This window comes from Halobellus limi, from assembly GCF_004799685.1.
Lineage (GTDB): Archaea > Halobacteriota > Halobacteria > Halobacteriales > Haloferacaceae > Haloquadratum > Haloquadratum limi.
The window spans coordinates 2,385,356-2,408,060 of record NZ_CP031311.1; the positions used below are offsets into that span (position 1 = coordinate 2,385,356).

Sequence of the window (22,705 nt, forward strand, 5' to 3'; positions counted from 1 at the left end):
AACGAACCGTAAACACACACTACCCACAATGAGTTCCGAACAAGACCACCTCAAAGAGACCGACACCGAGGCCCGCTTCGACTTCAAGAAGGAGGAGACCTCGGCGTTCCAGACCGAGAAGGGCCTGACCGAAGAGACGGTCCGCGTCATCTCCGAGGACAAAGACGAGCCCGAGTGGATGCTGAACCGCCGCCTCCGGGCGCTGGAGCAGTTCCAGGAGATGCCGATGCCGACCGACTGGCCCGGCCAGCCGGACCTCTCGGAGGTCGACATCGCCGAGATCGTCCCGTACATCCGTCCCGACGTCGACGTCCGCGCGGGCGTCGACGACTGGACCGAACTCCCCGACGAGATCAAAGACACCTTCGACAAACTGGGCATCCCCGAGGCCGAGAAGAACGCCCTCTCCGGCGTCGGCGCGCAGTACGAGTCGGAGGTCGTCTACCAGAACATGCAGGAGCGCTGGGAGGAGAAGGGCGTCATCTTCATGAACATGGACGAGGCGGTGCAGAAGCACCCCGACATCGTCCGCGAGCACTTCATGACGAAGTGCGTCCCTCCGTCAGACAACAAGTTCGCCGCGCTCCACGGCGCGGTCTGGTCCGGCGGTTCGTTCGTGTACGTCCCCGAGGACGTCACCGTCGAGATGCCGGTCCAGGCGTACTTCCGGATGAACTCGGAGGGGATGGGCCAGTTCGAGCACACGCTCATCGTCGCCGAGGACGGCGCGGAGGTCCACTATATCGAGGGCTGCAGCGCGCCCAAGTACTCCGCGTTCAACCTCCACTCCGGCGGCGTCGAGGTCTTCGTGGGCGAAGACGCCCACGTCCAGTACTCGACGGTCCAGAACTGGTCGAAGAACACCTACAACCTCAACACCAAGCGCGCGCTCGTCGAGGCCGGCGGCCGGATGGAGTGGATCTCCGGATCGATGGGCTCGAAGGCGACGATGCTGTACCCCTCGACCGTCCTGAAGGGTCCCGGCGCCTCCGACAACCACATCACCATCGCCTTCGCGGGCGAGGGCCAGAACATCGACACCGGCGCGAAGGTCTACCACAACGCGCCGAACACGAAGTCGACGATCGAGTCGAAGTCGATCTCGAAGGACGGCGGCCGCACCAACTACCGAGGGCTGGTCCACATCGCCGACGGCGCCGAGGACTCCTCGACGTCGGTCGAGTGCGACGCGCTGATGTTCGACAACGAGTCGACGTCGGACACGATGCCGTACATGGAGATCAACGAGTCGAAGGTCGACGTCGCCCACGAGGCCACGGTCGGGAAAATCGGCGACGAGGACGTCTTCTACCTCCAGTCGCGCGGTCTCGACGACGACGACGCCAAGCAGATGATCGTCTCGGGCTTCATCGAGCCGATCACGGAGGAACTGCCGATCGAGTACGCGGTCGAACTCAACCGCCTCGTCGAACTCGAGATGGAGGGGAGCCTCGGGTAATATGAGCAGCGCACAACTCCCCGCGAACCTGTCGACGGAGACGGTTCGAGAGATCTCCGAGAGTCGCGACGAGCCCGAGTGGCTGCTTGACGCCCGACTCGACGCGCTGGACGCGCTCGAATCGCTGGACCTGCCGGACGTCATCCAGACGCCGGGCCGGCGCTGGACGAACCTCGAAGCGCTCGACTTCGAGTCGCTGGTCGACCCGCTCGACCAGGCCGACGAGACCGAGCGGACGTCCGACGAGGGCGTCGAGGTGCTCACGTTCACCGAAGCGCTCGAGGAGCACCCGGACCTCGTCGAGTCCGCCTTCGGGTCGACGATCGACCCCCAGGAGAACTACCTCACGGCGCTGTCGGCGGCGCTCTTCACGACCGGCACCGTCGTCTACGTCCCCGAGGGCGTCGACGCCGAGGACGTGACGATCCGCGCGGAGATGAACTCCCGCTCGCTGTTCAGTCACACGCTCGTCGTCACGGAGAAATCCTCCTCGGTGACGATCCTCGAAAGCATCGAGTCCGGCGCCGAGGTCGACGCCGACGCCCGGTACTTCTCGAACCTCGTCGAGATCGACGCGGGCGAGAACTCCTACGTGCAGTACGGATCGCTGCAGGACCTCGAAGAGGACACCTACACGTACTCGCTGAAGCGCGCCGACGTCGGCACCTACGCGACAGTCAACTGGATCGAGGGCAACCTCGGCTCCCGGCTGACCCGCTCGGACGTCGAGTCCGAACTCAACGGCGACTCCGCGGAGACGAAGATCGTCGGCGCGTTCTTCGGCCACGGCGGCCAGCACTTCGACGTCAACGCCCGCGTCTGGCACGAGGCCGAGAACACGACGGCTGATCTGGTCACCCGCGGCGTCCTCGACGACCAGGCGCGCTCGGTGTACGAGGGCGTCCAGGACGTCGGCCGCGACGCGTGGAACACCTCCTCCTACCAGCGGGAGAACACGCTGATGCTCTCAGACGAGAGCGAGGCCGACGCGTCGCCGAAGCTGATCATCCACAACCACGACACCGAGGCGTCGCACTCGGCGACGGTCGGACAGGTCGACCAGGAGGACCTGTTCTACATGGTCTCGCGGTCGATCCCGGACCAGCAGGCGCGGAACATGCTCGTCGAGGGCTTCTTCGTGCCCGTCCTCGAGGAGATCGAAGTCGACGAGTTCCGCGAGGACCTCGAAGAACTGATCGCCGCGCGGCTTCGGTGACGGCGATCCCCCGCTGATCTCGGGCTTCGTTCCCGGCGGAGCAGTTCTCGCGGCTTTTCTCGACGGATCTGTTCTCGCGGAATCTATTCGCGCGGACACGCCCCCGTCGGCGTGACACAGCGCGGTCCCGGCGACGGATCGCTCCACGCGACGGACCGCTCGTCGGTGTTGCCGTCGGTGTCGCCGACGCCGAACTTTCCGGGCGGCACGACCGCGATGGCGACCGTTCGCACGCTGAACTGCACCCGCCTGCTCCGCCCCAGCGACTCCGCGACGCCGTCTCCGTCGACGTCGAGGTCGGCTTCGGAACCGTCGCGGACGTACGTCGTCTCGCCGCCCTCGACGCCGACGGCGAAGCGGCCGTACGCGCCGCGGGACTCGACGATCCAGAGGTTCGCCGTGGCGACCCACGGGCTGAGCGTCGGCGAGATCGGGAGGCCGGCCGGGATCGCGCCGACGGTGCCGTTCGTCGCACGGGAGATTCCCTCTTCGGTGGCGCGCTCGGCGGCGTCGGTCGCCTCCCGCTCGACGAACTCCCGCGTCGAGGAGACGGCGTCGTCGACGGCAGATTCGGGGACGCGAACGCGCTCGGACGTCGCGACGCGCCGGAGATCGACCCGAAGCGCGACCCGAATTCGATCCCGGGCGACCGGCGAGGAACCGTCCCGTCCGTCCGACCGCGCCTCGACCGCGACGGCGGCCACCTCGCGGGCCAGCGACCCGTCGGTGGCCGCGACCGCGCGCTCGCCGGGACCGTCGAAACGGGCGAACGAGCGGTCGACGATCCGTCTGCGCTGGTTCCGATCCAGCGACGTCTCCCGGGCGAGCGTCCGCGTCGCCGCCGCGCGGACGTCCCCCATCGAGCCCTCGACCTTCGTTTCCAGGACGTCCCGGCGGGCTTCGAGCGTCTCGTCGGGGTGCGTTTCGAGCGTCCGGTCGGCGGCGACGAGCGCCTGGCCGGCCGTGTGTAGCGACACGCGTCCGGGGTCGCCGAACAGCGTCCGCGTGACGAGGTCCGCGGCGTCGCCGTAGGGGACGCTGAAGACGTTCACGTTCCTGACCGCGAGGCCGACGTACCGTTCCCCGTCGGCGACGCCATCGACGAGCGTCCCCTCGACGGGGTCGGGCGCGAGGTAGGCGGGGTCGCCGTCGGGGATCAGCGTCGTCTCGCCGCGAGCGCCCTCGGATCCGCCGAAGTCGGTCCGCGGCGACGGCGCGTCCGGCGTGAGCTTCGCGAGGTCGTTCACCCGCGAGGCGGCGAGTCCCCTCGCGTCGAGCGCGCGGTCGATGCCGGCGTTCTGCGCGCGCGTTCGTCCGGCGCGCGCGTCGAGACCGGCGAGTACCTGATCGAGGTACGCGGCGCGAGCGGCCACGCGGGTCCGGTCGGCGACGCCGTCGTACCGGTTCGGGGCGTCGACGAGTTCCGCGCGCCGGTCGCGAACGAGCGCGGCCAGGCGCGCCGCACCGTTGGCGTGACCGGTCGCCGCGTCGCTGGCCTCTACTTCGATCGAGAGGTCGCGAACGCGGCCGCGGAGGTCGGCGACGTCGGCGTAGACCCAGGGTTCGAGGTCGGCGGGGCGGTCACCGGTGATCGTTCGCGACGCGCTCGTCCGGCCGCCGGTCACGGCCCTGCGAGCGACGGTGTCGGGGCCGCCGAGGTCCGAGACGAGCGTTCGACTCACTTCTCCCGCCTCCTGCAGGTTCGGCCCGCCGAGCGCGCCGCCGGATTCGAACAGCGGTCGGACGGGTCGCGTCGGTGCCGCGCTCCCGGGGAGTCGGCCGGTGCCCGTGATCCGAACGCGGTGGACGTCGCGCCACGACGCGGTCGTCGTCCGCGGCGTCTCGTTGACCTTCACCCACGTCCGCTCGACCCGCCACCGCTCGGTGACGCGTCTGGTCGCCGAGTAGAGCCGTCGCTCTTCGGTCCCGGTTCGGGAGACCGAACGCGTGCTCCCGCCGCCGCTCACGGAGACATCCTTCGAGACATCGGAGAACACGAGCGTCCAGTTCTCACCCGGCGCGCGCGGCGAGGGGCGGCGCTCGTTTCTGATCGCCCGAGTGCTGGCCCGAACCGAGACGCTCGCCCGATACCCGTCGCGCCGGATCGAATCGAGGCTCGCTGCCCCGCTCGCTCCCCGGAGGAGTTCCAGGAACGCCTCGTCGGCCGTCCCGTTGACGCCCACCGAGACGGTTTTCGTCGCCGGGAGCGCGCCGGACTCGGGCGTTTCATCCGAACGCTCGGCCGCGTTCGGGTCCGGGAGTTCACCGGTGACCGCGGAGACGACGTGGCCGTCGGCGTACGGGTCGAGGACGTCGGTCACGCCGGTCCGAAGCGTCGCCGCGCGGACGCCGGCAGCCGCGTCGGGGTCGCTCCGTCCGAAAGCGGCCCGCTGAGCGTCGAGCAGTCCGGCGTTCGTCGAGAGCGCGACGTGGCGGTTCGCGACGACGTTCGAGATCGGCAGCCCGCCGTACTGGCCGAGCCCGCGGGCCTGCGCCATCGCCGTGACGCCCACCGTCGTGCGGCGGGCGAGCCCCGGCGCCTCGATCGGCCCGGCGTCGAGTCGCTTCTGGAACGCGTCCGTTCGGTCGTGGAGCGCCAAGGCGGGGACGCCGACCGTGACCGTCCGGTCCACCCGACGCGCGTCGAGCGGCCGGCCGTCCCGTTCCACGGTCAGTTCGAGGTCGTAGAGCGTGACCCGGAGTTCGGTCCCGTCGTCGACGCCCGCGATCGAGACGCGATCGATCGCTTCGGACGCGCTCTCGACCGACTCGCCGAACGACGCGCGGGCCACGCTCGCTCCGCGTCGGTGTTCGACGGGGACCATCGCCTCGCGCGCGGCGAGGAAGATCCGAAGTCGGAGATAGCGGCGGAAGGTGTCCGGGCCGTCGAGTGCGCGTCCGGCCTCGGTGTCGGCCGCGACCGTGACCGGATCGCGCGCGGCGGCCCTCGCGGCGTCGCGAGCGGCGACTCTGAGCGCGGCGGTCGCCTCGGCGTCGACGCGGTCGGCGGCGACGTCGGCCGAGCGGTCAACGGGCGCGACCCCCGGCGTCGCGAGCGACACCGCGAACGTCGAACTGGCGACGAGGAGCAGCACGCCCACCAGCGCGAACGGGACCCGGCCGCGGTCGTCCTCCGCGAGCCGCATTATCGAGCCTCCGACGTCGGAGACTGCGGTCCCGCCGGAGACGGCGACCACGTCCGGACGACGATTCTGACGGACGAAACCGAGACGGCCTCGGCGGCGGCCGCCGGGGCGTCGTACCGGGCGCGCAGATCCTCGGTGAATCGCGGGGCGAGCGCGGCCGCGATCCGCTCGTTCGCCGCCTCGGTGTCCTCGGTGGCGAGCGGCTCCGCGAGGGACGCGTTGGTCTCCGTTTCGAGGCGGGCGTATCGGTGACGGACCAGCGCGGCGGCCGGGTCGTCGCCGCGGAGCGTGATGCGAGCGGGGCCCGCGGGGACGAGCACGGCAACGGTCCGCTCGGCGACGGCCGCACCCAGGGAATCGAAGTCTCTCGCCGCCGACGCGGGAATCGAGTCGACGCCCGTGGGGACGACGAGCGTCGCGGCGTGAACGCCGTCGGCCGGCGGCTCCGGACCGACGCCGACCGCGCCGCCGACGGGTGCGCCGGGGTAGGGCTGCCAGGTGGCGTCCACGCGAACGGACGAGCCGGTTCGTGCCCGAACCGCGTCCTCGACGCCGTTTCGGAACGACGCGCGGGTGCGCGTGAGCGGCGGGACGGCGGCGGGACCGGCCGTCGCGTTCGCGTCGACCGTCGCCGCCGAGTCGATCCCGCTCGTCGTCGTCGCCGCGCGGGCGAGCAATCCGGCGAGGCTGCCGTGGGCCGTCCGGTCCAGTTCCGGCGAGTCGAGTGCGATATCGGGAGCGTCGGAGGTCGTCTCGTTCGCGGCCATCCCGCGCACGCCGGGGGCGAGCGAGTAGTCGACCTGCGCCGTCGTCGTCGCGAGGGCGTCCGCGACCGCGTCGGCCTCGCCGGCCGTCGCGGGCGGGGACTGCTCGACCGTGACGAGACCGACGACGGCCGCCGAGACGAGGAGTAAGAAGACGACCGCGTCGATGGCGACGTTCATCGCCGCACTCCGACGTCGATCGCTCTCCGGTTCATCGCCACACCCAGACGTCGAGCGTTCCCCAGACGACGTCTCCGTCTCCCGTCGCGACGCTCACCGGACGCTCGGCGTGGTTGACGGGGACGCCCGAAGACGCCGGCGGGTGACGCCGGTTCGTCCACGTTCCCGTCGGCGTCGTCACCGCGACCGCGACGCGGTAGCCGTCGGGGACAGCCGGTCCCGCGCTCGGCAGGCCGACGGGCGAGACCACGCCGCCCTCGCTGACGTCGTCGTACACCCGTTCGAGCGTCGGCTCGGCCAGCGCGTTCTCCGTCTCGTCTGGCGTCACGGCGCCCAGGGTCGTGGCGTACAGCGAGAGGCCGGTACAGACGGCAAAGAGCGCGATCAGGGCGACGACGGGAGTCGTCTGCGCCCGTGAGGTACCGTCGTCGATCCGGCAGCGAGCGACGGCGCGCCGCCCGGCGGACTCACGCGTCGACGAGGACGACATTCACTCCCTCCCAGGAGAGGCGGCGGACGATCAGCGTGCGGTCCACGGTGCGCCAGGGGGCGTCGCTCGCGTCCGCCCGGGCGTCGACGACGGCCTGCCTGAACGCCTCCGGCGAGTCGAAGGCTCGTTCGGGGGGCGTCCCGTAGAGGACGTCGCGCAACGGCGATCCCTCGGTCGGAACGGGCGTGACCGGCCCGAACGACAGCGTCGCGTGCGCCGTTCCCGAGTCGGACCGGAGCCCGATCCGGCGCGTCCCGAGTCTGATCTCGTCGGCGTCGAGCGGGTGTTCGCCGGTGGCCGCGTACTCCGCGGCGGCGACCCGATCGACCGTCGCCCCGGCGGCCCCCGCGTCCGGCGGCGGTGCCGTCGGAAGCCCGGCCGCCGCGCCGACGAGCGCGACGCCCGCGAGCGACAGTCCGATCCAGCCGTACCACGCGTCCACCGTGAGTTCGAACATAGCCCCCCTGGTCCCGCCTCCGTATATAAAGGCTCGTCCCGGAATCGTCGAGGAACGGCCGTCAAATCCACCTCAGAACAGCATCGACGCGCCCAGGAACGCGACGAGATACGTCGCCGTCGCCGCGAGGAGTGCCAGGCCGATCCGGTAGCCGACGAGCGTCCGATCGAGACCGCGGTCCAGCCCCGTCGCCACCGCCGTGAGGACGGCCGCGAGCGCGAGGACGTACACCCCGACGGCCGTCCCGAGCGTCGACGGGGAGAGCGTCGCCGCCCCCGGGGCGGCCGATCCCGCGAGGGAGGCGCTCTCGGCCGCCGTCGCCCCCGACGCGGCCATCTGGGTGGCCATCGCGACGGTCGCGCCGCCGACGAGCGGGCCGAAGAGCGCCGCCGTGTGGCTCAGCGTCCCCGTGATCGCCGCGAGTTCGCGTCGCGCCTCGTCCTCGACGCGTCGGAGTTCGGTGAGGTGATCCGCCAGACGCGTGAGCGTGTCGCCGGCCGGCCGACCCTCCTCGGCGGCGACCGCGAGCAGCGACGCGGTGGCGCGACCCCGGCGGCTCGGGAGGTGTCTGAGCGCGCCGTACTCGCCGAGGAAGGCGCGGTACACGCCGACGCGGAGTCGACGCTGGACGCCCGAGGCCGACTCGAACAGCTCGCTGGTTCGCCCGGTCGTCGCTGTCGCGGCCGATCCGATCGCCGACTCGACCGACTCGCCGGCGCCGACGCGGCGCCCGACGACCGCCGTCGCGTCCGCGAGTCCGCGCTCCGCCTCGTCGACCCCCCGTCGGACCGCGGCCATCGGGCGGAAGTGGACCGTAAGCGCCGCGCCGGTCCCCGCGCCGACGGCACCGACGGGGGCCGCCCAGGCGGCGACGGCCGATCCGACCGCGAATCCGCAGACGGCTCCCACCACGCCCGCCGCGAGCGCCCGCGTCGGGCCGGACGGGACGTCGGGGTGGGCGGCCGTCACGCGGGGTGGCGCGAGCGCGATGGGGCGTCTGAGGAGGAGCCACGCGCCGGCACCGATCAGGCCGGCCGGGAGCAGGACGTCGTAGAGGACGACGAAGGCGGACGCGGGAACGGTTACGCCGCCGGCGCGCGCGGCGGGCAACACGCCGACGAGCGCCAGCGGGAGGAGGACGCCGAACGCGTAGATGCCGCTCGCCGGGCCGCGAACGTCGCCCGCGAACTCGGCCATCTCGGTGCGCGCGCCGTCGAGAACCGTTTCCAGCGCGCGGTCGAGCGCCGCGTCGCGCTCGTCCGGCGGTGCCTCGACGGCGGCCGACAGGAGCGCGACGGACCGTTCGAGCGCGGGGAACCAGGGCCGCCACTCCGCGGCGAAGGCGTCGAGGCCGGCGGTCGGTCCCGACCGGGTCCGTTCGGCGTGCGCGCCGAGGCTTCGAGCGAGCGGTCCCGTCCCCGTCCGTGCGGCGAACGCCGCGGCGCGCTCGGGAGTCGCTTCGAGGCGGAGACGCAGCGCCGCGCGGGCGACGAGGCCGGGCGCGTCCCCCAGCGCGCGGGTCCGGCGAAGCGTCGCGGCGGCGACGGGGAGGCGGTGAATCACGTGCGTCGCCCCGAGGCCGATGCCGGCGGCCGCCGGCATCGACGCCGCGACGGGGAGCCCCGGAAGACCGACGAGGAGGGCACAGAGGGCCAGGACCGCGACGGGGACGGCGGCGACGTAACCCGCGCGGACGACGGTGTCGGCCCGGAGGTCGCTGTCGAGAAACGCCAGCGAGCGGTGGAGTTCGGCCGTCGACTCGACGTCGTTCGGGTACCAGCGGGCCAGCGACCGCGCGGTTCGGCGGAGTCGAGTCGCCGTCGACGAGGTCATCAGGGGCCTCCGCGGCGGCCCCGGTCGCACGCGTCGGGTGTCGTCAGCGCGGCCGTCGCGAGGCGGTCGAACCGACCCGCACGTCGTTCCAGTCTCTCGAGGAGGGCGCCGTAGGACTCGTCGTCCCGACAGGACCGCTCGAACACCGCGCTGTCGCCCCGTTCGACCGCCCCCGTCGACCGGAGCGCGCCCTCTCGGCGTTCGAAGAGGGGAACGAACGTGGCGTCGTCGCCTGCCGCTCGCACCTCCTCGACGGCGGCGACGTACCGGGAGTCGCCGTCGCGCGCGCAGGTCACGACGAGGTCCGTCGCGCCGAAGGAGGACGCCGGGACCCCGAGGTCCGAGACCACGCGCTCTCGGACCGCGGCCGCGGAGTCGCCGTGGATCGTCCCGAGCACGGCGTGGCCGTGCGCGCCGACGCGCATCGCCTCGTAGAGCGACCCCGCCTCCTCGCCGCGGACCTCGCCGACGACGAGCGCGCCGTCGCCCAGTCTGAGCGCGGCGCGGAGCGCCGCAGTCGGCGAGAAACCCCCGCGGCCGCAGCCGTTCGGTCCGTTCCTCCGGTTCCCGCTCGCGCCGCCTCCCGCCCCCGCCCCGACGTCGGTGTGCAGTGCCTGCACGTCGCGGCCGTGTTCCCGAAGCGCGTCGACGGGCAGTTCCGGCGTGTCCTCGATGCTGACGAGCCGGGTCGCCGCCGGGAGTTCCCAGAGCAGCGCGCCGAGGAGCGTGGTCTTGCCGGCCCCTCGCGTACCGGCGACGATGGTCGCCGCCCCGCGTTCGACCGCGAGCGAGAGGAACGCCGCGGCCTCGGCGGGGAGCGACCCGACGGAGACGAGGCGGGGCAGCGTCCAGGCGTCGTCGTCGCGGGCGCGGAACGCGAACCCGACGCCCTCGCTCGCGGGGGCCGTCACGCCGGCGACCCGGATCCGCCGGCCCGTCTCGGCGACGACGGATGCGTCGAGCGTGGGCGAACTCCGGGAGAACGCGCGTCCGCTCTCGCGCCGGAACCGCGAGGCGAGCGACGCGGCCCCGTCGGGCGTCAGCCGGACGTTCGTGGGAAGTCGCTCGCCGTCGACGACGACCCGGACGGGCGTCTCAGTCACCGGCGCCGAGACGACCACGTCGGAGACCCGCTCGTCCGCGAAGAGGTGCTCGAAGACCCCGAGGCCGTGGGTGTGGCGATCCAGAACCGCGGCGAGCGTCTCCGTCGGATCGTCCGGGTCGGCGACGCGCCGCACGGCGCGCCCGGCCGCCCGCGCTCCGCCGCCGACCGACCCCTCGGCGAGTACCGCATAGGCCGCCGCGAGCGTGGCAGTCGCGTCGGGTTCGAGATCGTGCGCGACCGGAGAGAGGTGGTAGACCGCTCCCTCCGACTCCCGGCCGTCGTAGATCCGCGCGGTCGCGCCGGTCGGGAGCGAGGTCGTATCGCGGAGCGAGCGGGCCGGCGGCGGACGACGGGAGACCCGGGCCCGGGAGACGACGGGACCGACGAACGCACGGAGCGCGACTTGGTAGGGGTCCGGATCGGGGTCACCGGCTCGGGGCTCCACTGTCGTGGGGCCGACGGATCGATCCCCGCCGTCCGGAACGCGATCCCAGACGCGGTCGGCTCCCGCGGCGAGCCCGGACTCGGCCGCGATCCGCGCCAGCGCTCCCGCGCGTCCCGTCGCCCGACGCGCGGCCGCGAGCGGATCCGAGCGGGCGCGGTCGGCCAGCGCCTCGTCGTGGAACCGCGCCCGCTCGGCGAACCGGCCCGCCGCGAGCAGCAGCCCCACCGCCGCGTCGGCGTAGGTCCGTTCGGTCCCGTCCGATCGCGTTCGGACCGCGTCCACGTCGCGCGCTTCGAGCGACGAGACCACCGTCGCCCGGCAGGCCGGACTCGACGCCAGGTCGCCGTCGCCGGGACACGCCGACGCGTCGACGACGAGCTCGTGGCGGTCGGTGATTCCGGTCCCAGCGGGCTGTTCGACCGTCGGACGGCAGCGACACGCCCCGACGGCGGGTACATCCGTCTCGCTCGTCTCACCCTGGGAATCCCCGCCGGTGGCGAGTCCGAGCGCGGCGGCGAAACCGGCGACGGAAGACGGGAGATCGGCGATCGCGGCGTCGAAGTCGGTGAACGCGTTCGAGCGGTCGGCGAGCGCGGGGACGGCGCGCGCGGGCGATTCGTCGGTGTCCGGTTCGAGAGCGCGGTCGGGGGTGCGTGTCATAGCGCCGGTGGTCCCGTCTCGGTATATAAACCATCGGGCGGAGCGTCGCCCGCGGGCGGTCGAGGTCGATTCGAGCGCGCGCCGATTCAGTCCCGAGCGCCGGTTCAGCCCCGCGTGACGACGAGCGTCGGTCGCCCGCCGTCGCGGACGAGCGCGACGTCGACCGCGTGCCGACCGGGCGCGGTGAAGACGACGGGTCCGTCGGGCGTGGAGACCGGGATCGGCAGCGAGACGCCGCGGAGACGCGTCGGCGAGGTCCCGACCGCGTAGGCGACCACCGAGCGGTTTCCCGGCCCGCCCGGACGACCGCCGACCGCGACGAACGCCGGCCGCGCAGTCGTCAGCGACGCGTCCGGCGTCCGAAACGCCACGCGACGCGTCGCCGCGTACGCCCGCGTCGGCGTGGCGTCCTCGGAGGTCGCGAGGCTCCGGCCAGCGCGTTCGATGCGGTCGATCGAACCCGCCAGGTCTGCGTCGGTCCGCGTCGCACGCGCGTCGTCGACGGCCGGGAGCGCGGCCGAGAGCGTCGCCACCGTCAGGACCGCGGCGACGACCAGCCTGATCACCGGAACGCGTCGCGGAGTCGCGACGCGAGCGAGCCGTCGCTTCCGGGCGAGTCGGTCCGCGGTTCCGCCGCGTCGGCGTCTGGGCTGACACCGGTGACCCGGGAGGGATCGCGCTCGTCCCCGGAAGCGGCGTCGCCGCCGTTAGTGAGCGTGGAGCCGACGCCGTCACCGTGGGCGCGCCCGGAACCGACGCCCCCACGGTGGACGCTTTCGACCCCGACGCCGGGGCTGGGACGGTCGCGGGCGTCGGGAACGCGTCCGGACCGGGAATCGCCGTCGACGGCCTCTGGGGACGCGGGGTCGTCGGTGGTTGCGGCTGACTCCGTCGGTTCCGTCTCGGAGATCCGCTCGCGGACCAGTCCGCGCTCTCCCCCGTCGAGCCGCCGTTCGAGCGCCTCGACCTTCGCCAGCGCGATCGACGCGCGGCGTTCGATCGACTCGTCGACGGCGTCGATCCCGTCGAGGAGGCCGCGGACCGCATCGATCTCGGCCTCGACGGCCGTCAGCCGGCGGTCGAACGCGTCCAGCCGTTCTCCCGTGGCGTCAGAGTGGCCGTCGCTCGGAGCGGCCGCGTCCGTCGAGCCCTCGGCCGGTTCGTGTTCCACTGTCGCCGCAGGGTCGCGCTCGATCGTCCCCGAAGGGTCGTGCTCGGTCGTCGCCGCAGGATCGTGTTCCGTCGTCGCGACAGAGTCGTGCTCGGTCGTCATACCGCCGGTGGTCCCGTCCCGGGATATAAACGCTCGGCACCAACGTTCAAGGGCCGCTGCCGCGAGACGTTAGCTATGAAGTCCGTCCTGATTGGCGTCGGCCAGGCCGGCGGGAAACTCGCCCGCGAACTGGTCGAGTACGACGAGCGGATGGGGTTCGGCGCCGTCCGCGGCGCGGTGGGCATCAACACCGCGAAGGCAGACCTCCGAGACCTCCCCTTCGAGACCGTCCTCGTCGGCCAGGATCGCGTGAAGGGCCAGGGAGTCGGCGGCGACAACGAACTGGGTGCGGAAGTGATGCAGGCCGACATCCAGGAGGTCCTCGCGTCGCTCGACGGCCGCGTGACCGCCGGGACCGAGTCGATATTCGTCGTCGCCGGCCTCGGCGGCGGCACCGGCAGCGGCGGCGCGCCGGTCCTCGCGAAGGAACTCAAGCGCATCTACGACGTTCCCGTCTACGGTCTCGGGATCCTCCCCGGCCGCGACGAGGGCGCGATGTACCAGGTGAACGCCGGCCGCTCGCTGAAGACCTTCGCCCGCGAGGCCGACTCGCTGCTTCTGGTCGACAACGACGCCTTTCGATCGAGCGGCGAGAGCGTGACCGAGGGGTTCGACTCGATCAACCGAGAGATCGCGAAGCGGGTCGGTCTCTTGCTCGCCTCGGGCGAGTCCGTCGAGGGGGTCGCCGAGAGCGTCGTCGACTCCTCGGAGATCATCAACACCCTCCGAAACGGCGGGATCGCCGCGCTCGGGTACGCGTCCGCGGAGGCCGCGCCCGAAGCCGAGGACAACATCAACGCGGTGATGAGCACCGCCCGGCGTGCGTTGCTCACGGGATCGAGCCTCCCGGACGCGACCGACGCCGACGCGGCCCTCCTCGTCGTCGCCGGCGAGCAGGACGCCATTCCGCGGAAGGGCGTCGAGCGCGCCCGCCGCTGGGTGGAAGAGGAGACGGGGAGCCTGCAGGTCCGCGGCGGCGACTTCCCCCTTTCGAGCGGCCGCCTCGCGACGCTGATCCTCCTCGGCGGGGTCGAGCGCTCCGACAGGCTGGAGGCGTTTATGCAGCGTGCGAAGGACGCCGAGAAGGAGGACGAAACGACCCCCGAGCGGGCGTCTCCCGGAGAGCAGTGGACGAACGACGAACTCGACGACCTGTTGTAGGCGGTCGCTCGGGCGTTCGAGGGCCGGATGTGGGCGGGGGACGGATGTGGACGGGAAACGGTCTGCGGGACCGCTACTTACAGAGGCTCGCGCCGTCGAACTCCGCGCGGGCGTAGTCGACGTCCATCAGGTCCAGAATCGTCGGCGCGATGTCGTAGAGGTCGGCGTCCGTGATCTCGACGTCGGGGTCGTCGACGAACAGCGACGCGTTGTCGAAGCTGTGCATCCCGTTCCGGGGGCCTTTCCCGAAGACGTCTTCGTGGCCCTTGAAGCCGGACTTGAGGTCGAACCCGTGGTTGGGAACGACGACGAGGTCCGGCGCGATGTCGTCGTGATCGCCGCGGAAGGCGTCCTCCTTCTCGACGACGCGCTCGGCGACCTTCCGCCCGTTCGGCCCTTCGAGGGTTTCCAGTTCGGCCTTGAGTTCCTCGCGCGTCTCCTCGTACTCGTCTCTCGGAACGCTCCCCCGCGGTTCGCGGCCCTCGAGGTTGATGTAGAACCGCCCCGGGATGAGCGAGTACGCTCGCGTGTCGTCGGAGATGTCGCCGAGTTCCTCGTGGTCGTCGTCCTCGTAGGAGAGCCAGCCCTGCTCTTCGAGCCAGGCGTTGCAGTGGACCTCGTGGTCCAGCGACGTGAAGCCGTGGTCCGAGGCGACGACGAGCGTGACGTCGTCGGGCAGTGACTCGCGGATCTTCCCGACGTACTCGTCGACCTTCTCGTAGAACTCGACGAAGGCCTCCCTGTTCTCGCCGTCGCGCTCGTAGTCCGCGAAGAGGAAGTGGTTCACGCGGTCGGTCGTCATGAAGACGCCGAAGAAGAGGTCCCAGTCGTCGCGTTCGAGGACGGACGAAAACGCCTCGTAGCGTCGGTCGAGCGTCTCGTGGGCGTTCTCGACGAAGTCCGACTTGTCGTCGTCGTGGCCGAGTTTGGCGTTGACGTCGATTCGGTAGTCCATCGAATCGAGTTCGTCGCGGAACTCCTCGGGGTGGGCGGCCTTCTTGACGCCCGGCGAGAGGAAGCCCGAGACCATCCGCTGGACGTTCCGCTGCGGCGGGAACGTCACCGGGACGTTCATCACGCTGGCCTGTCGGCCGTCGTCGGTCACGCGGTCCCACAGACGCGTCGCCTGCACGTCCCGACCCATCGGAACGTAGGTGTCGTAGGAGCCGTTCTCGCGGTCCTGGAAGCCGTAGACGCCCGTCTCGCCCGGGTTCACGCCGGTCGTCAGCGAGGGCCAGCAGGCGGAGGACTCCGGCGGGACGATGCTCTCGATCGCGCCGGCGGTGCCCTCCGCCCTCAGCGCGGCGAAGTTCGGAAAGGTGTCGGGGTTATCGGCGAGGAGACTGAAGGGTACGCCGTCGATACCGATGAAAGCGACGCGCGGATTATCGTCTCCGCGCAGCCGGTCGAACAATCCCATACGGGTCGTATTCCGCCGTGAGTCATAAGAAGTTTCGTCTCTACGCGAACTGCTGCCGCCGTCTCCGACGAGAATCGTGATCGTGGGTCGCTAACACGGCACACGAACGGGGACGACCGACAGGTCCGATCCGGGCTGGTCGTCTCTCACGGCGAAGGAGCGAAGTAGACGCCGCCGTAAGGAGAGACAAGAGCCGTGAAGGAGTTCGAGCGAAAGCAACTGCTGGAGCGCGTCAATCGCGAGGGCGCGACGGTGGGCGCGGAGATCCCCGACGAGATCGACGTACAGGGCGAAGAGATCGCGCTCCGGGAGTTCGTCTTCGAGATCAAGCGCCGCGACACGGTCCCGAAAGGCGAGCGCGACCGCGTCGAGGAGGCGAAGAAGAACCTCCGCCGGGAGCGCTTACAACGCCTCCAGCGGATCGAGGAGGGAGAGATCCCCTACGAGGAGGGCGAGCGCCTCGCCGAGAGCATCGTCGGCATCGACCGCGCGCTGAACGCGCTCGAACAACTGCGACCGGTCGATATCGAACAGGAGGCCGAGGTGCAGGAGACCGCCGACCGGAAGCGCTGGATGCGCTTCCTGAAACAGGCCCTCGGCCACAGGGACGGGAGTAACACGAGCGGTCGCGGAGGGGGGCGGCCGTGACCAGGAACGCCGAGGTGGCGCGCCGCCTCGAAGCGTTCGCCGACCTCCTGGAGGCCGACGGCGTCGAGTACAAGCCGAACGTCTACCGGCGCGCCGCCGAGAACATCCGCGAGTACCCCGAACCGATCGAGGACCTGGCCGCCGAGGGGGAGTCGGCGGTGGAGGAGATCGACGGCGTCGGCGACGCCATCTCATCGAAGGTCGTCGAGTACATCGAGACGGGCGAGATCGAGGAACTGACCGAGCTGCGCGAGAAGCTTCCGGTCGACATCGAGGCGCTCACCCGCGTCGAGGGCGTCGGGCCGAAGACCGTCGGGGCGCTCTACGACGCGCTCGGCATCACGACGCTCGACGAACTCGCCGAGGCGGCCGAGGCGGGGGAGATCCGGGAGGTGAAGGGGTTCGGCGCGAAGACCGAGCAGAACATCCGCGAGAACATCGCCTTCGCCAGGCACGCGACGGAACGGGAGCGGCTCGGCGACGCCCGTCCCCTCGCCGACGACGTCCTCGAACACCTTCGGGAACAAGAGGCCGTCGCGCAGGCCGAGGTGGCGGGATCGATCCGTCGGTGGCGCGACACCATCGGCGACGTCGACGTCCTCGTCGCCTCGGAGTCGGGCGAGCGCGTCGTCGACGCCTTCGTCGAGTGGCCGGCCGCGAGCGACGTCATCGAGGCTGGCGAGCACAAGGCGAGCGTCCGCGTGGAAAAGGTCCGGGTCGACCTCCGGGTCGTCGCCCCCGGGGAGTTCGGCGCGGCGCTGCAGTACTTCACCGGCAGCAAGGACCACAACGTCGAACTCCGGAACCTCGCGATCGACCGCGGCCTGAAGATGAACGAGTACGGCGTCTTCGACGTCTCCGGGGTCGACGACCCCGACGCGGGCCAGCGCGTCGGCGAACGCGTCGCCGGGGAGACGGAGGAATCGATGTACGCCGCGCTCGACCTGCCGCTCGTCCCGCCGGAGATCAGGGAGGGGACCGGCGAGGTCGACGCCGCGCGCGAGGGCGCCCTCCCCGACCTCGTCGAGGCGGACGAGATCCGCGGCGACCTCCACACGCACACCGACTGGTCGGACGGCCGCGCGACGCTCTCGGAGATGGTCGCGGCCGCCGCCGAGCGCGGCTACGACTACTACGCGGTGACGGACCACGCGACCGGTCCCGGGATGGTCGGCGGCGTCGGGCTCTCGGAGTCGGACCTCCGCGAGCAGATCGAGGCGGTCGAAGACGAGAAAGAGGCGTTCGGCGACGACCTGACGCTCTTACACGGCGTCGAGACGAACGTCGACGCCGACGGCGGCCTCTCGACCGACGACGACCTGCTCGCCGACCTGGATCTCGTCGTCGCGTCGCCGCACGCCGCGCTCGGGCAGGACCGCGAGACGGCGACCGATCGGCTCGTCCGCGCCGTCGAACATCCGAGCGTCGACGTCCTGGGCCATCCGACGGGACGGCTCATCAACGAGCGCGAGGGGCTGGACCTCGACGTGGCCCGGATCGCCGAGGCGGCCGCCGCGGCCGGGACGGCGCTGGAGATCAACGCCGACCCCGCGCGGCTGGACCTCCGCGGGGAACTCGCCCGCGTCGCCGTCGAGGCGGGCGCGACCATCGCCGTCGACACCGACGCGCACGCGCCAGGCGCGCTCGACGTCATCAGATACGGCGTTCACACGGCCCGCCGGGGGTGGTGCGAGCGCGCGGACGTGCTGAACGCCCGCGACGTCGACGACCTGCTGGCGTTCCTGCACTGAGAGACGCCGGAGGGAGTACTCCGCAGATAATAATTACTCTCGTCTCGTACCGCCGAGCGCCGTAAACGGGGGTATCGGCGGTAAAAAGTGAGAGCAATCACGGTGAGACGATGTCCGAACGACTCCTCCTCGACGCGATGCTCGGCAAACTGGCGACGTACCTGCGGATGTGCGGCTACGACGCCGCGTACGTGCTCGACCGGGACGTCGCCGAAGGATCTGAGGCGGACCCCTCCGACGACGCCATCGCCGCCTGGGCGGAGCGGTCGGACCGGACGCTGCTCACGCGTGACGTCGACCTCGCGGCCCGCGTCGACGACGCCGTCCTCCTGTCGTCGCGCGACGTCCGCGAACAGCTGCGGACGCTTCACTCGGCGGGCTACGAACTCTCGCTCGAAGACCTGCCGAGTCGGTGCGGCGCGTGCAACGGCGACCTCCGCCCCGTCGACGCCGAGGAGTCGCTGCCGTCGTACGCGCCCGACCCCGCCGGGACTGCCTGCTGGCGGTGTCGGGAGTGCGGGCAGGTCTTCTGGAAGGGGAGCCACTGGGACGACGTCGCCGCGACGCTCGCGGACGTCACGGGGTAAACAAAAAGGCGGGAGAGCGGACAGCGAAGAGGGAAAAGAGAGAGAGACAACAGCGAAGACGGGGCGAGACGCGTTCGCGATCGGGTCAGCGTCGGCGCTTCGGCGACCAGTCCTCGCAGGGGTCCATATCGTCCATCAGTTCCTCGTGAGCGCCGCAGTACGGCTGGATCCCCGAATCCGTCCGGACGTACTCGAAGTGCGCGCAGTTGCCGCAGTAGGTGTCTGCGGCGTCGTAGTTCCCCGCTCCCGACCGGCCCGAACCCGCAGACGAGGGGCCGTTCGACGGCGACGATCCGCCCGATGGCGACGACCCGCCCGATGGCGACGACCCGCCCGACGGGGAGCGCGGTCGCCCGCTCGCCCCAGTGGGGCCGCCCGGCGCGTTCGAGTCGGGACCGGCGCCCTCGCCGCGTGAGCCGTCCAGCGGCGAGGTGATCGACTCCGACTCGGTGCCGCCGTCGGAGGCGGTCCCGCCGGTGCCGCCACCGCCGGTCTGCGTCTCGACCTCGCCGTCGGGGGTGCCGCCGAAGAACCCGATGCCGCCGAGGCCGCCCCGGGAGCGCTCGACCGGCACGTACTGGGTCTCCTGCTTCCGCGTCACGTTCACCATCGCCGTCCCGCCGGGGTCGTTGCGGGTCTTGAAGTTCGCAACGCCGGCGAACAGACACCAGAAGGTGAGGATCGCGCCGAGGAAGTAGACGCCGACGGTCAGAAGCGTCAGGTCCGGTTTCCCCGCGCCGCAGAGCGATCCCGACCACTGGCAGGGGTACGCGTGAGTGAAGAGCGCGACGCCGATCACGGCGATGCCGGCGCCGACGACGGCGGCGGCCTTCGTGAGCCGCCCCGACGGCAACACGGCGAAGATGCCGAGGAACACCGCGGGAACGCCGACGCCGGCGAGGACGCCCCCGAGTTGCCGCTTTGCCGTCACCGCCAGCGGCTCCGTCCCGTAGAGGAGATCGGTCGTGGCGACGACGATCCCCGAGACGACCAGCAGGGACCCGGCGAGAAACAGCCCCAACCCGAAGAGCAGTCGGCGGAGGCTCGCCCCCGTTTGCTTTCCCCTGTAGACCTCCGAGAGACTGGGCATACCGGGTACTTCGTGATCACCACACAAAACGATGCGTCAGACGGACGCACGACAGCCCGCCGATCGACCTTCGAAAAAATCGGTGTGAGCCCTCCTGTCACGGCGTGTCGAAGGGATTATTGTCGGCCGTGGCAAATCCGGGGATATGGCAGACGAGGAGGAATCCGAGGGCCCCGTCGTCGAACTGGGCGAGGAGACGCCCGTCGAGGGACAGCCGCTGGCGCGCGTCGCCGCGCGGCTCACCTGGCCCCACGAGATGAGCCGGATCGTCGAACAGGAGGGCGACAGCGTCATCCGGACGCCGTCGGGCCCCCAGACCCTCGAAGACGTGCTCGAAGCGGTCGACGAGACTTACGTCGACTCGCGTCAGACGTTCGTCTCGCTCGTCCGGGACGTCGTCGGCGACGGCCCCGTCGAGACCGAGTAGCGCCGACCCGCGACGGTGTCCGTCCACGCCCGCATTCGCGCCCTCGCCGGCGAATCCAGTTGGCTCCAGCGAGCGCTCTTCGTCGGCCTCGTCCTCTCGATCCTGTGGAGCTCGTGGGCGGTTCCGCCGGCCGACCTCGGCGCGCGCGTCGTCCGCGACCTACTGTTATTCTTCGCGATCCCTGCCAGCCTCGCCGCCACACACGGCCGGGATCTCGGGTTTCACGTCGATCGGGTGGCCCTCCGCGACACCCTCCTCCTCGCGGCGTTCGTCCTCCCCTTCTACCTCGTCGGGTCGTCGCTGCCGAGCATCCGCGCGTACTACCCGATGTGGCAGACCACGACCGCGCTCTCCCAGTTTCTCCCACACACCCTGCAACAGCTGCTGGTCGTCGTCGCGGCCGAGACGTACTACCGCGGACTGCTCTGCGTCGGCGTCAGCGAGGAGTTCGGGTTCAAGAGCGTCTTCATCAGCCCCGTCGTCTACGCGCTGCACCACGTCGGGAAGCCGCCGATCGAACTGCTTCTTTCGGGTCCGACGGACGTCCTCTTCGGCGCGGTCGACTACCACAGCCAGTCGCTGCTCCCCTCGATCGTCGCGCACGGACTCGGACTGACGCTCCTGGATTGGCTCGCGCTGCACGATCCCATCTTCCCGCCGGAGGACGTCCTCGCCGCCCTCCGCTGGCTGCCGGTCCCGCTGTGAACGGCGGGCGAGCGGACCCGCGAGGCCGACGTCGGAGCGGTGCCCCCGCCGGGAAGCGACAGTGTGCGGTGGAGCGATAGTGTGCAGTAGACACACTCCCATACGTTTTCATCGGATGCCGTCGTACCCTACGTCGATGACGTTACCAATCGACCCTGAAGCGATCGCGGCGGGCGACATCGGCGAGGAGCGAGCCACCCTTCGGATGGACCACGAGGAGGCGATCGAACACGTGCGCGAGGCGTTCACGGACGCGGGGTTCGGCGTCGCCACCGAGTTCTCGGCCTCGGAGATGTTGAACGAGAAGGTCGACGCCGGTCGGGACCCGTACTACGTTCTGGGCGCGTGCAACCCGAACATGGCGAACCGCGCGCTCGACGCGAGCGAGAAGCGGATGGGGGGGCTGTTCCCGTGCAACGTCGTGATCTGGCAGGAGGAACCGGGCGTCCAGACCGTCTATCACGTGAGCATTATGCGGATCGCCCGACTCGTCGGGATGGCGCCCGACGACGACGTGATGGCCGACATCATCGCCGACACGGGCGAACTCGTCGACGAGGCGTTCGGTAACCTCGACGCCGAGTGAACTCATCCACCACTTCGACCGTCACGAGGGGTTTCGACCCGCGAAACGGACTCCGCTGACGCCGGTCAGGGACCTTCGCGCTCCGAGCGCGGACTCCACGAGCCGAGTTCCCGGATCGTCGCGTCCATCTGCGAGAAGTTCGCCGTTTCCCTGGTATGAGAGTTCATATCATAGACGACGGCGATATGATATAAATATCTTCTGACGGTATCGTTTGATGTTCCTAGTGCTCCTTCGAGTTATTATATCTGTATAGCCACTTTTGATCCACCTATCCAAACGTTCGTAAGTTAACCTCGGCTATTTTTAGTGGTGGAAAGTAGACGTCCGCTCCGGGCCGGCAGTCCGTGGTGGCAGATCGTCAGATCCGCGTCCGTCTCCGGAACACTTAGCCTACCGCCGGCCACAGCGACACGTATGACTCGAAGCGACTGGGGAGACTGGCTCCCGCGCGCCGTGGAAGCAGCGGATCCCGACACCGTCGCCGTCTGGTACCTCGGCTGCAACGGCTTCATCCTGAAGGGCAGCGAGGGCACGACCGTCGCGATCGACCCCTACCTGGGGACCGGCGATCCGCCGCGGACCGTCCGGATGATTCCGGTGCCGTTCGATCCCGACGACGTCGCGGAGATGGACGCCGTCTTCGCCACCCACGAGCACACAGACCACACCCACGGCCCGAGTCAGGCGCCGATCCTCGAGAACACCGGCGCGCCCTTCTACGCCCCGGACGACTCGCTGTCTGTCGCCTTCGACGACGAGGCGTGGCTCGACGAGTACGACCTCGAGGAGTCGCAGTTCACGGAGGTCGCCGAGGGCGACACCCTCGACGTCGGCGAGTTCACCGTCCACGTGGAGTTCTCGCACGACCCCGATTCGACGCACCCGGTCTCGTACGTCTTCGAGCACGACTCGGGCACGTTCTTCCACGGCGGCGACACGAAGCCGCACGACGACTTCGACGAACTGGGCGACCGATACGATATCGACCTCGGCGTGCTGGCGTTCGGCGCGATCGGCAACATCGACGACAAGGAGACCGGCGAACCGGTCCGCACGCGCTGGTACTCCACCGAGAACGAGGCCGTCAAGTCCGCCTCGGACCTCCGGTTCGATCGCTTCCTCCCGAGTCACTGGGACATGTGGAAGGGGATGACCGCCGATCCGAAGGTGCTGCACCACCACGCGCGGAGCTACGAGTACCCGCAGTCGCTCGAACTCGTCGAGATCGGCGACCGCGTCGACCTCTGAGCGGGGGGTGTCGGCGGGGCGGCGCGCAGTCGAAACGCGGCGGGCTCGTCA

Annotated in this window: 20 protein-coding genes; 10 read left to right on the top strand and 10 right to left on the bottom strand. The window is 70.7% G+C overall.

Going from position 1 to position 22,705, the window contains the following annotated elements; all coding sequences use genetic code 11:
* Positions 1 to 28: 28 nt before the first annotated feature.
* Together sufB and sufD are read left to right on the top strand one after the other, a co-directional pair.
* Positions 29 to 1,459 carry a Fe-S cluster assembly protein SufB gene (gene sufB / locus DV707_RS11765; RefSeq protein ID WP_103991518.1) on the top strand — a complete coding sequence of 477 codons (1,431 nt, stop codon included), beginning with the start codon at positions 29 to 31 and terminating at the stop codon, positions 1,457 to 1,459.
* 1 nt (position 1,460) lies between these two features.
* On the top strand, positions 1,461 to 2,675 hold the full coding sequence (gene sufD, locus DV707_RS11770) for a Fe-S cluster assembly protein SufD (RefSeq protein ID WP_103991517.1): 1,215 nt from the start codon (positions 1,461 to 1,463) through the stop codon (positions 2,673 to 2,675).
* Positions 2,676 to 2,758: 83 nt separating this feature from the next.
* On the opposite strand, the gene DV707_RS11775 is transcribed toward sufD, so the two are convergent.
* From DV707_RS11775 to DV707_RS11810, 8 genes are all read right to left on the bottom strand, one after another.
* Positions 2,759 to 5,821 (bottom strand): DUF7286 family protein, encoded by a 3,063-nt coding sequence (locus DV707_RS11775; RefSeq protein WP_103991973.1) that lies wholly within the window; start codon positions 5,819 to 5,821, stop codon positions 2,759 to 2,761.
* Positions 5,821 to 6,765: a DUF7284 family protein gene (locus tag DV707_RS11780; protein WP_103991516.1), complete on the bottom strand. Its 945-nt coding sequence runs from the start codon at positions 6,763 to 6,765 to the stop codon at positions 5,821 to 5,823. Before DV707_RS11780 ends, DV707_RS11775 begins: the two co-directional genes overlap by 1 nt.
* A gap of 31 nt (positions 6,766 to 6,796) precedes the next feature.
* Positions 6,797 to 7,255 carry a DUF7285 family protein gene (locus DV707_RS11785; RefSeq protein ID WP_103991515.1) on the bottom strand — a complete coding sequence of 153 codons (459 nt, stop codon included), beginning with the start codon at positions 7,253 to 7,255 and terminating at the stop codon, positions 6,797 to 6,799.
* Entirely contained in the window at positions 7,233 to 7,712 is a 480-nt protein-coding gene (locus DV707_RS11790; protein ID WP_103991514.1) for a DUF7283 family protein, read from the bottom strand. Before DV707_RS11790 ends, DV707_RS11785 begins: the two co-directional genes overlap by 23 nt.
* 72 nt (positions 7,713 to 7,784) lie before the next feature.
* A complete protein-coding gene (locus tag DV707_RS11795) occupies positions 7,785 to 9,545 on the bottom strand; it encodes a type II secretion system F family protein (RefSeq protein WP_103991513.1) in 1,761 nt (586 codons plus the stop codon).
* Complete coding sequence (locus DV707_RS11800; RefSeq protein ID WP_103991512.1) at positions 9,545 to 11,755, bottom strand: type II/IV secretion system ATPase subunit; 2,211 nt, start codon at positions 11,753 to 11,755, stop codon at positions 9,545 to 9,547. Before DV707_RS11800 ends, DV707_RS11795 begins: the two co-directional genes overlap by 1 nt.
* A 104-nt stretch (positions 11,756 to 11,859) precedes the next feature.
* Positions 11,860 to 12,321 (bottom strand): DUF7311 family protein, encoded by a 462-nt coding sequence (locus DV707_RS11805; protein WP_103991511.1) that lies wholly within the window; start codon positions 12,319 to 12,321, stop codon positions 11,860 to 11,862.
* Complete coding sequence (locus DV707_RS11810) at positions 12,318 to 13,028, bottom strand: DUF7310 family coiled-coil domain-containing protein (RefSeq protein WP_103991510.1); 711 nt, start codon at positions 13,026 to 13,028, stop codon at positions 12,318 to 12,320. Before DV707_RS11810 ends, DV707_RS11805 begins: the two co-directional genes overlap by 4 nt.
* A 75-nt stretch (positions 13,029 to 13,103) precedes the next feature.
* Here DV707_RS11810 and DV707_RS11815 point away from each other — a divergent pair, with 75 nt between their 5' ends.
* Entirely contained in the window at positions 13,104 to 14,189 is a 1,086-nt protein-coding gene (locus DV707_RS11815) for a tubulin/FtsZ family protein (RefSeq protein WP_103991509.1), read from the top strand.
* Between the two features lie 73 nt (positions 14,190 to 14,262).
* On the opposite strand, the gene DV707_RS11820 is transcribed toward DV707_RS11815, so the two are convergent.
* Positions 14,263 to 15,609 (bottom strand): alkaline phosphatase family protein, encoded by a 1,347-nt coding sequence (locus tag DV707_RS11820; RefSeq protein ID WP_103991508.1) that lies wholly within the window; start codon positions 15,607 to 15,609, stop codon positions 14,263 to 14,265.
* Positions 15,610 to 15,804: 195 nt separating this feature from the next.
* Here DV707_RS11820 and DV707_RS11825 point away from each other — a divergent pair, with 195 nt between their 5' ends.
* The 3 genes from DV707_RS11825 to DV707_RS11835 all read left to right on the top strand — a co-directional run bounded on the left by DV707_RS11825 (position 15,805) and on the right by DV707_RS11835 (position 18,595).
* Complete coding sequence (locus DV707_RS11825) at positions 15,805 to 16,257, top strand: DUF5788 family protein (protein WP_103991507.1); 453 nt, start codon at positions 15,805 to 15,807, stop codon at positions 16,255 to 16,257.
* Positions 16,254 to 18,008 carry a DNA polymerase/3'-5' exonuclease PolX gene (gene polX, locus DV707_RS11830; protein WP_103991506.1) on the top strand — a complete coding sequence of 585 codons (1,755 nt, stop codon included), beginning with the start codon at positions 16,254 to 16,256 and terminating at the stop codon, positions 18,006 to 18,008. Before DV707_RS11825 ends, polX begins: the two co-directional genes overlap by 4 nt.
* 110 nt (positions 18,009 to 18,118) lie before the next feature.
* On the top strand, positions 18,119 to 18,595 hold the full coding sequence (locus DV707_RS11835) for a Mut7-C RNAse domain-containing protein (RefSeq protein WP_103991505.1): 477 nt from the start codon (positions 18,119 to 18,121) through the stop codon (positions 18,593 to 18,595).
* 85 nt (positions 18,596 to 18,680) lie between these two features.
* Here the strand turns inward: DV707_RS11835 and DV707_RS11840 are convergent, their stop codons facing one another.
* Positions 18,681 to 19,685, bottom strand: a complete 1,005-nt coding sequence (locus DV707_RS11840) for a DUF7139 domain-containing protein (RefSeq protein WP_103991504.1) — start codon at positions 19,683 to 19,685, stop codon at positions 18,681 to 18,683.
* A 145-nt stretch (positions 19,686 to 19,830) separates the two neighbouring features.
* On the opposite strand from DV707_RS11840, the gene DV707_RS11845 reads away from it, so the two are divergent.
* The 4 genes from DV707_RS11845 (at position 19,831) to DV707_RS11860 (ending at position 22,654) form a co-directional block, all read left to right on the top strand.
* Complete coding sequence (locus DV707_RS11845) at positions 19,831 to 20,112, top strand: DUF5789 family protein (protein WP_103991503.1); 282 nt, start codon at positions 19,831 to 19,833, stop codon at positions 20,110 to 20,112.
* A gap of 33 nt (positions 20,113 to 20,145) precedes the next feature.
* On the top strand, positions 20,146 to 20,817 hold the full coding sequence (locus DV707_RS11850) for a CPBP family glutamic-type intramembrane protease (protein ID WP_394337405.1): 672 nt from the start codon (positions 20,146 to 20,148) through the stop codon (positions 20,815 to 20,817).
* Between the two features lie 136 nt (positions 20,818 to 20,953).
* Positions 20,954 to 21,403 (top strand): DUF302 domain-containing protein, encoded by a 450-nt coding sequence (locus tag DV707_RS11855; protein ID WP_103991502.1) that lies wholly within the window; start codon positions 20,954 to 20,956, stop codon positions 21,401 to 21,403.
* A gap of 417 nt (positions 21,404 to 21,820) precedes the next feature.
* Positions 21,821 to 22,654: an MBL fold metallo-hydrolase gene (locus tag DV707_RS11860; protein ID WP_103991501.1), complete on the top strand. Its 834-nt coding sequence runs from the start codon at positions 21,821 to 21,823 to the stop codon at positions 22,652 to 22,654.
* Positions 22,655 to 22,705: the final 51 nt, after the last annotated feature.

Bases quoted from the DNA above. Each gene is read 5' to 3' on its own strand.
- sufB (WP_103991518.1), top strand. From the start codon at position 29: ATGAGTTCCGAACAAGACCACCTCAAAGAGACCGACACCGAGGCCCGC.
- sufD (WP_103991517.1), top strand. From the start codon at position 1,461: ATGAGCAGCGCACAACTCCCCGCGAACCTGTCGACGGAGACGGTTCGA.
- DV707_RS11775 (WP_103991973.1), bottom strand. From the start codon at position 5,821: ATGCGGCTCGCGGAGGACGACCGCGGCCGGGTCCCGTTCGCGCTGGTG.
- DV707_RS11780 (WP_103991516.1), bottom strand. From the start codon at position 6,765: ATGAACGTCGCCATCGACGCGGTCGTCTTCTTACTCCTCGTCTCGGCG.
- DV707_RS11785 (WP_103991515.1), bottom strand. From the start codon at position 7,255: ATGTCGTCCTCGTCGACGCGTGAGTCCGCCGGGCGGCGCGCCGTCGCT.
- DV707_RS11790 (WP_103991514.1), bottom strand. From the start codon at position 7,712: ATGTTCGAACTCACGGTGGACGCGTGGTACGGCTGGATCGGACTGTCG.
- DV707_RS11795 (WP_103991513.1), bottom strand. From the start codon at position 9,545: ATGACCTCGTCGACGGCGACTCGACTCCGCCGAACCGCGCGGTCGCTG.
- DV707_RS11800 (WP_103991512.1), bottom strand. From the start codon at position 11,755: ATGACACGCACCCCCGACCGCGCTCTCGAACCGGACACCGACGAATCG.
- DV707_RS11810 (WP_103991510.1), bottom strand. From the start codon at position 13,028: ATGACGACCGAGCACGACTCTGTCGCGACGACGGAACACGATCCTGCG.
- DV707_RS11815 (WP_103991509.1), top strand. From the start codon at position 13,104: ATGAAGTCCGTCCTGATTGGCGTCGGCCAGGCCGGCGGGAAACTCGCC.
- DV707_RS11820 (WP_103991508.1), bottom strand. From the start codon at position 15,609: ATGGGATTGTTCGACCGGCTGCGCGGAGACGATAATCCGCGCGTCGCT.
- DV707_RS11835 (WP_103991505.1), top strand. From the start codon at position 18,119: ATGTCCGAACGACTCCTCCTCGACGCGATGCTCGGCAAACTGGCGACG.
- DV707_RS11840 (WP_103991504.1), bottom strand. From the start codon at position 19,685: ATGCCCAGTCTCTCGGAGGTCTACAGGGGAAAGCAAACGGGGGCGAGC.
- DV707_RS11845 (WP_103991503.1), top strand. From the start codon at position 19,831: ATGGCAGACGAGGAGGAATCCGAGGGCCCCGTCGTCGAACTGGGCGAG.
- DV707_RS11855 (WP_103991502.1), top strand. From the start codon at position 20,954: ATGACGTTACCAATCGACCCTGAAGCGATCGCGGCGGGCGACATCGGC.
- DV707_RS11860 (WP_103991501.1), top strand. From the start codon at position 21,821: ATGACTCGAAGCGACTGGGGAGACTGGCTCCCGCGCGCCGTGGAAGCA.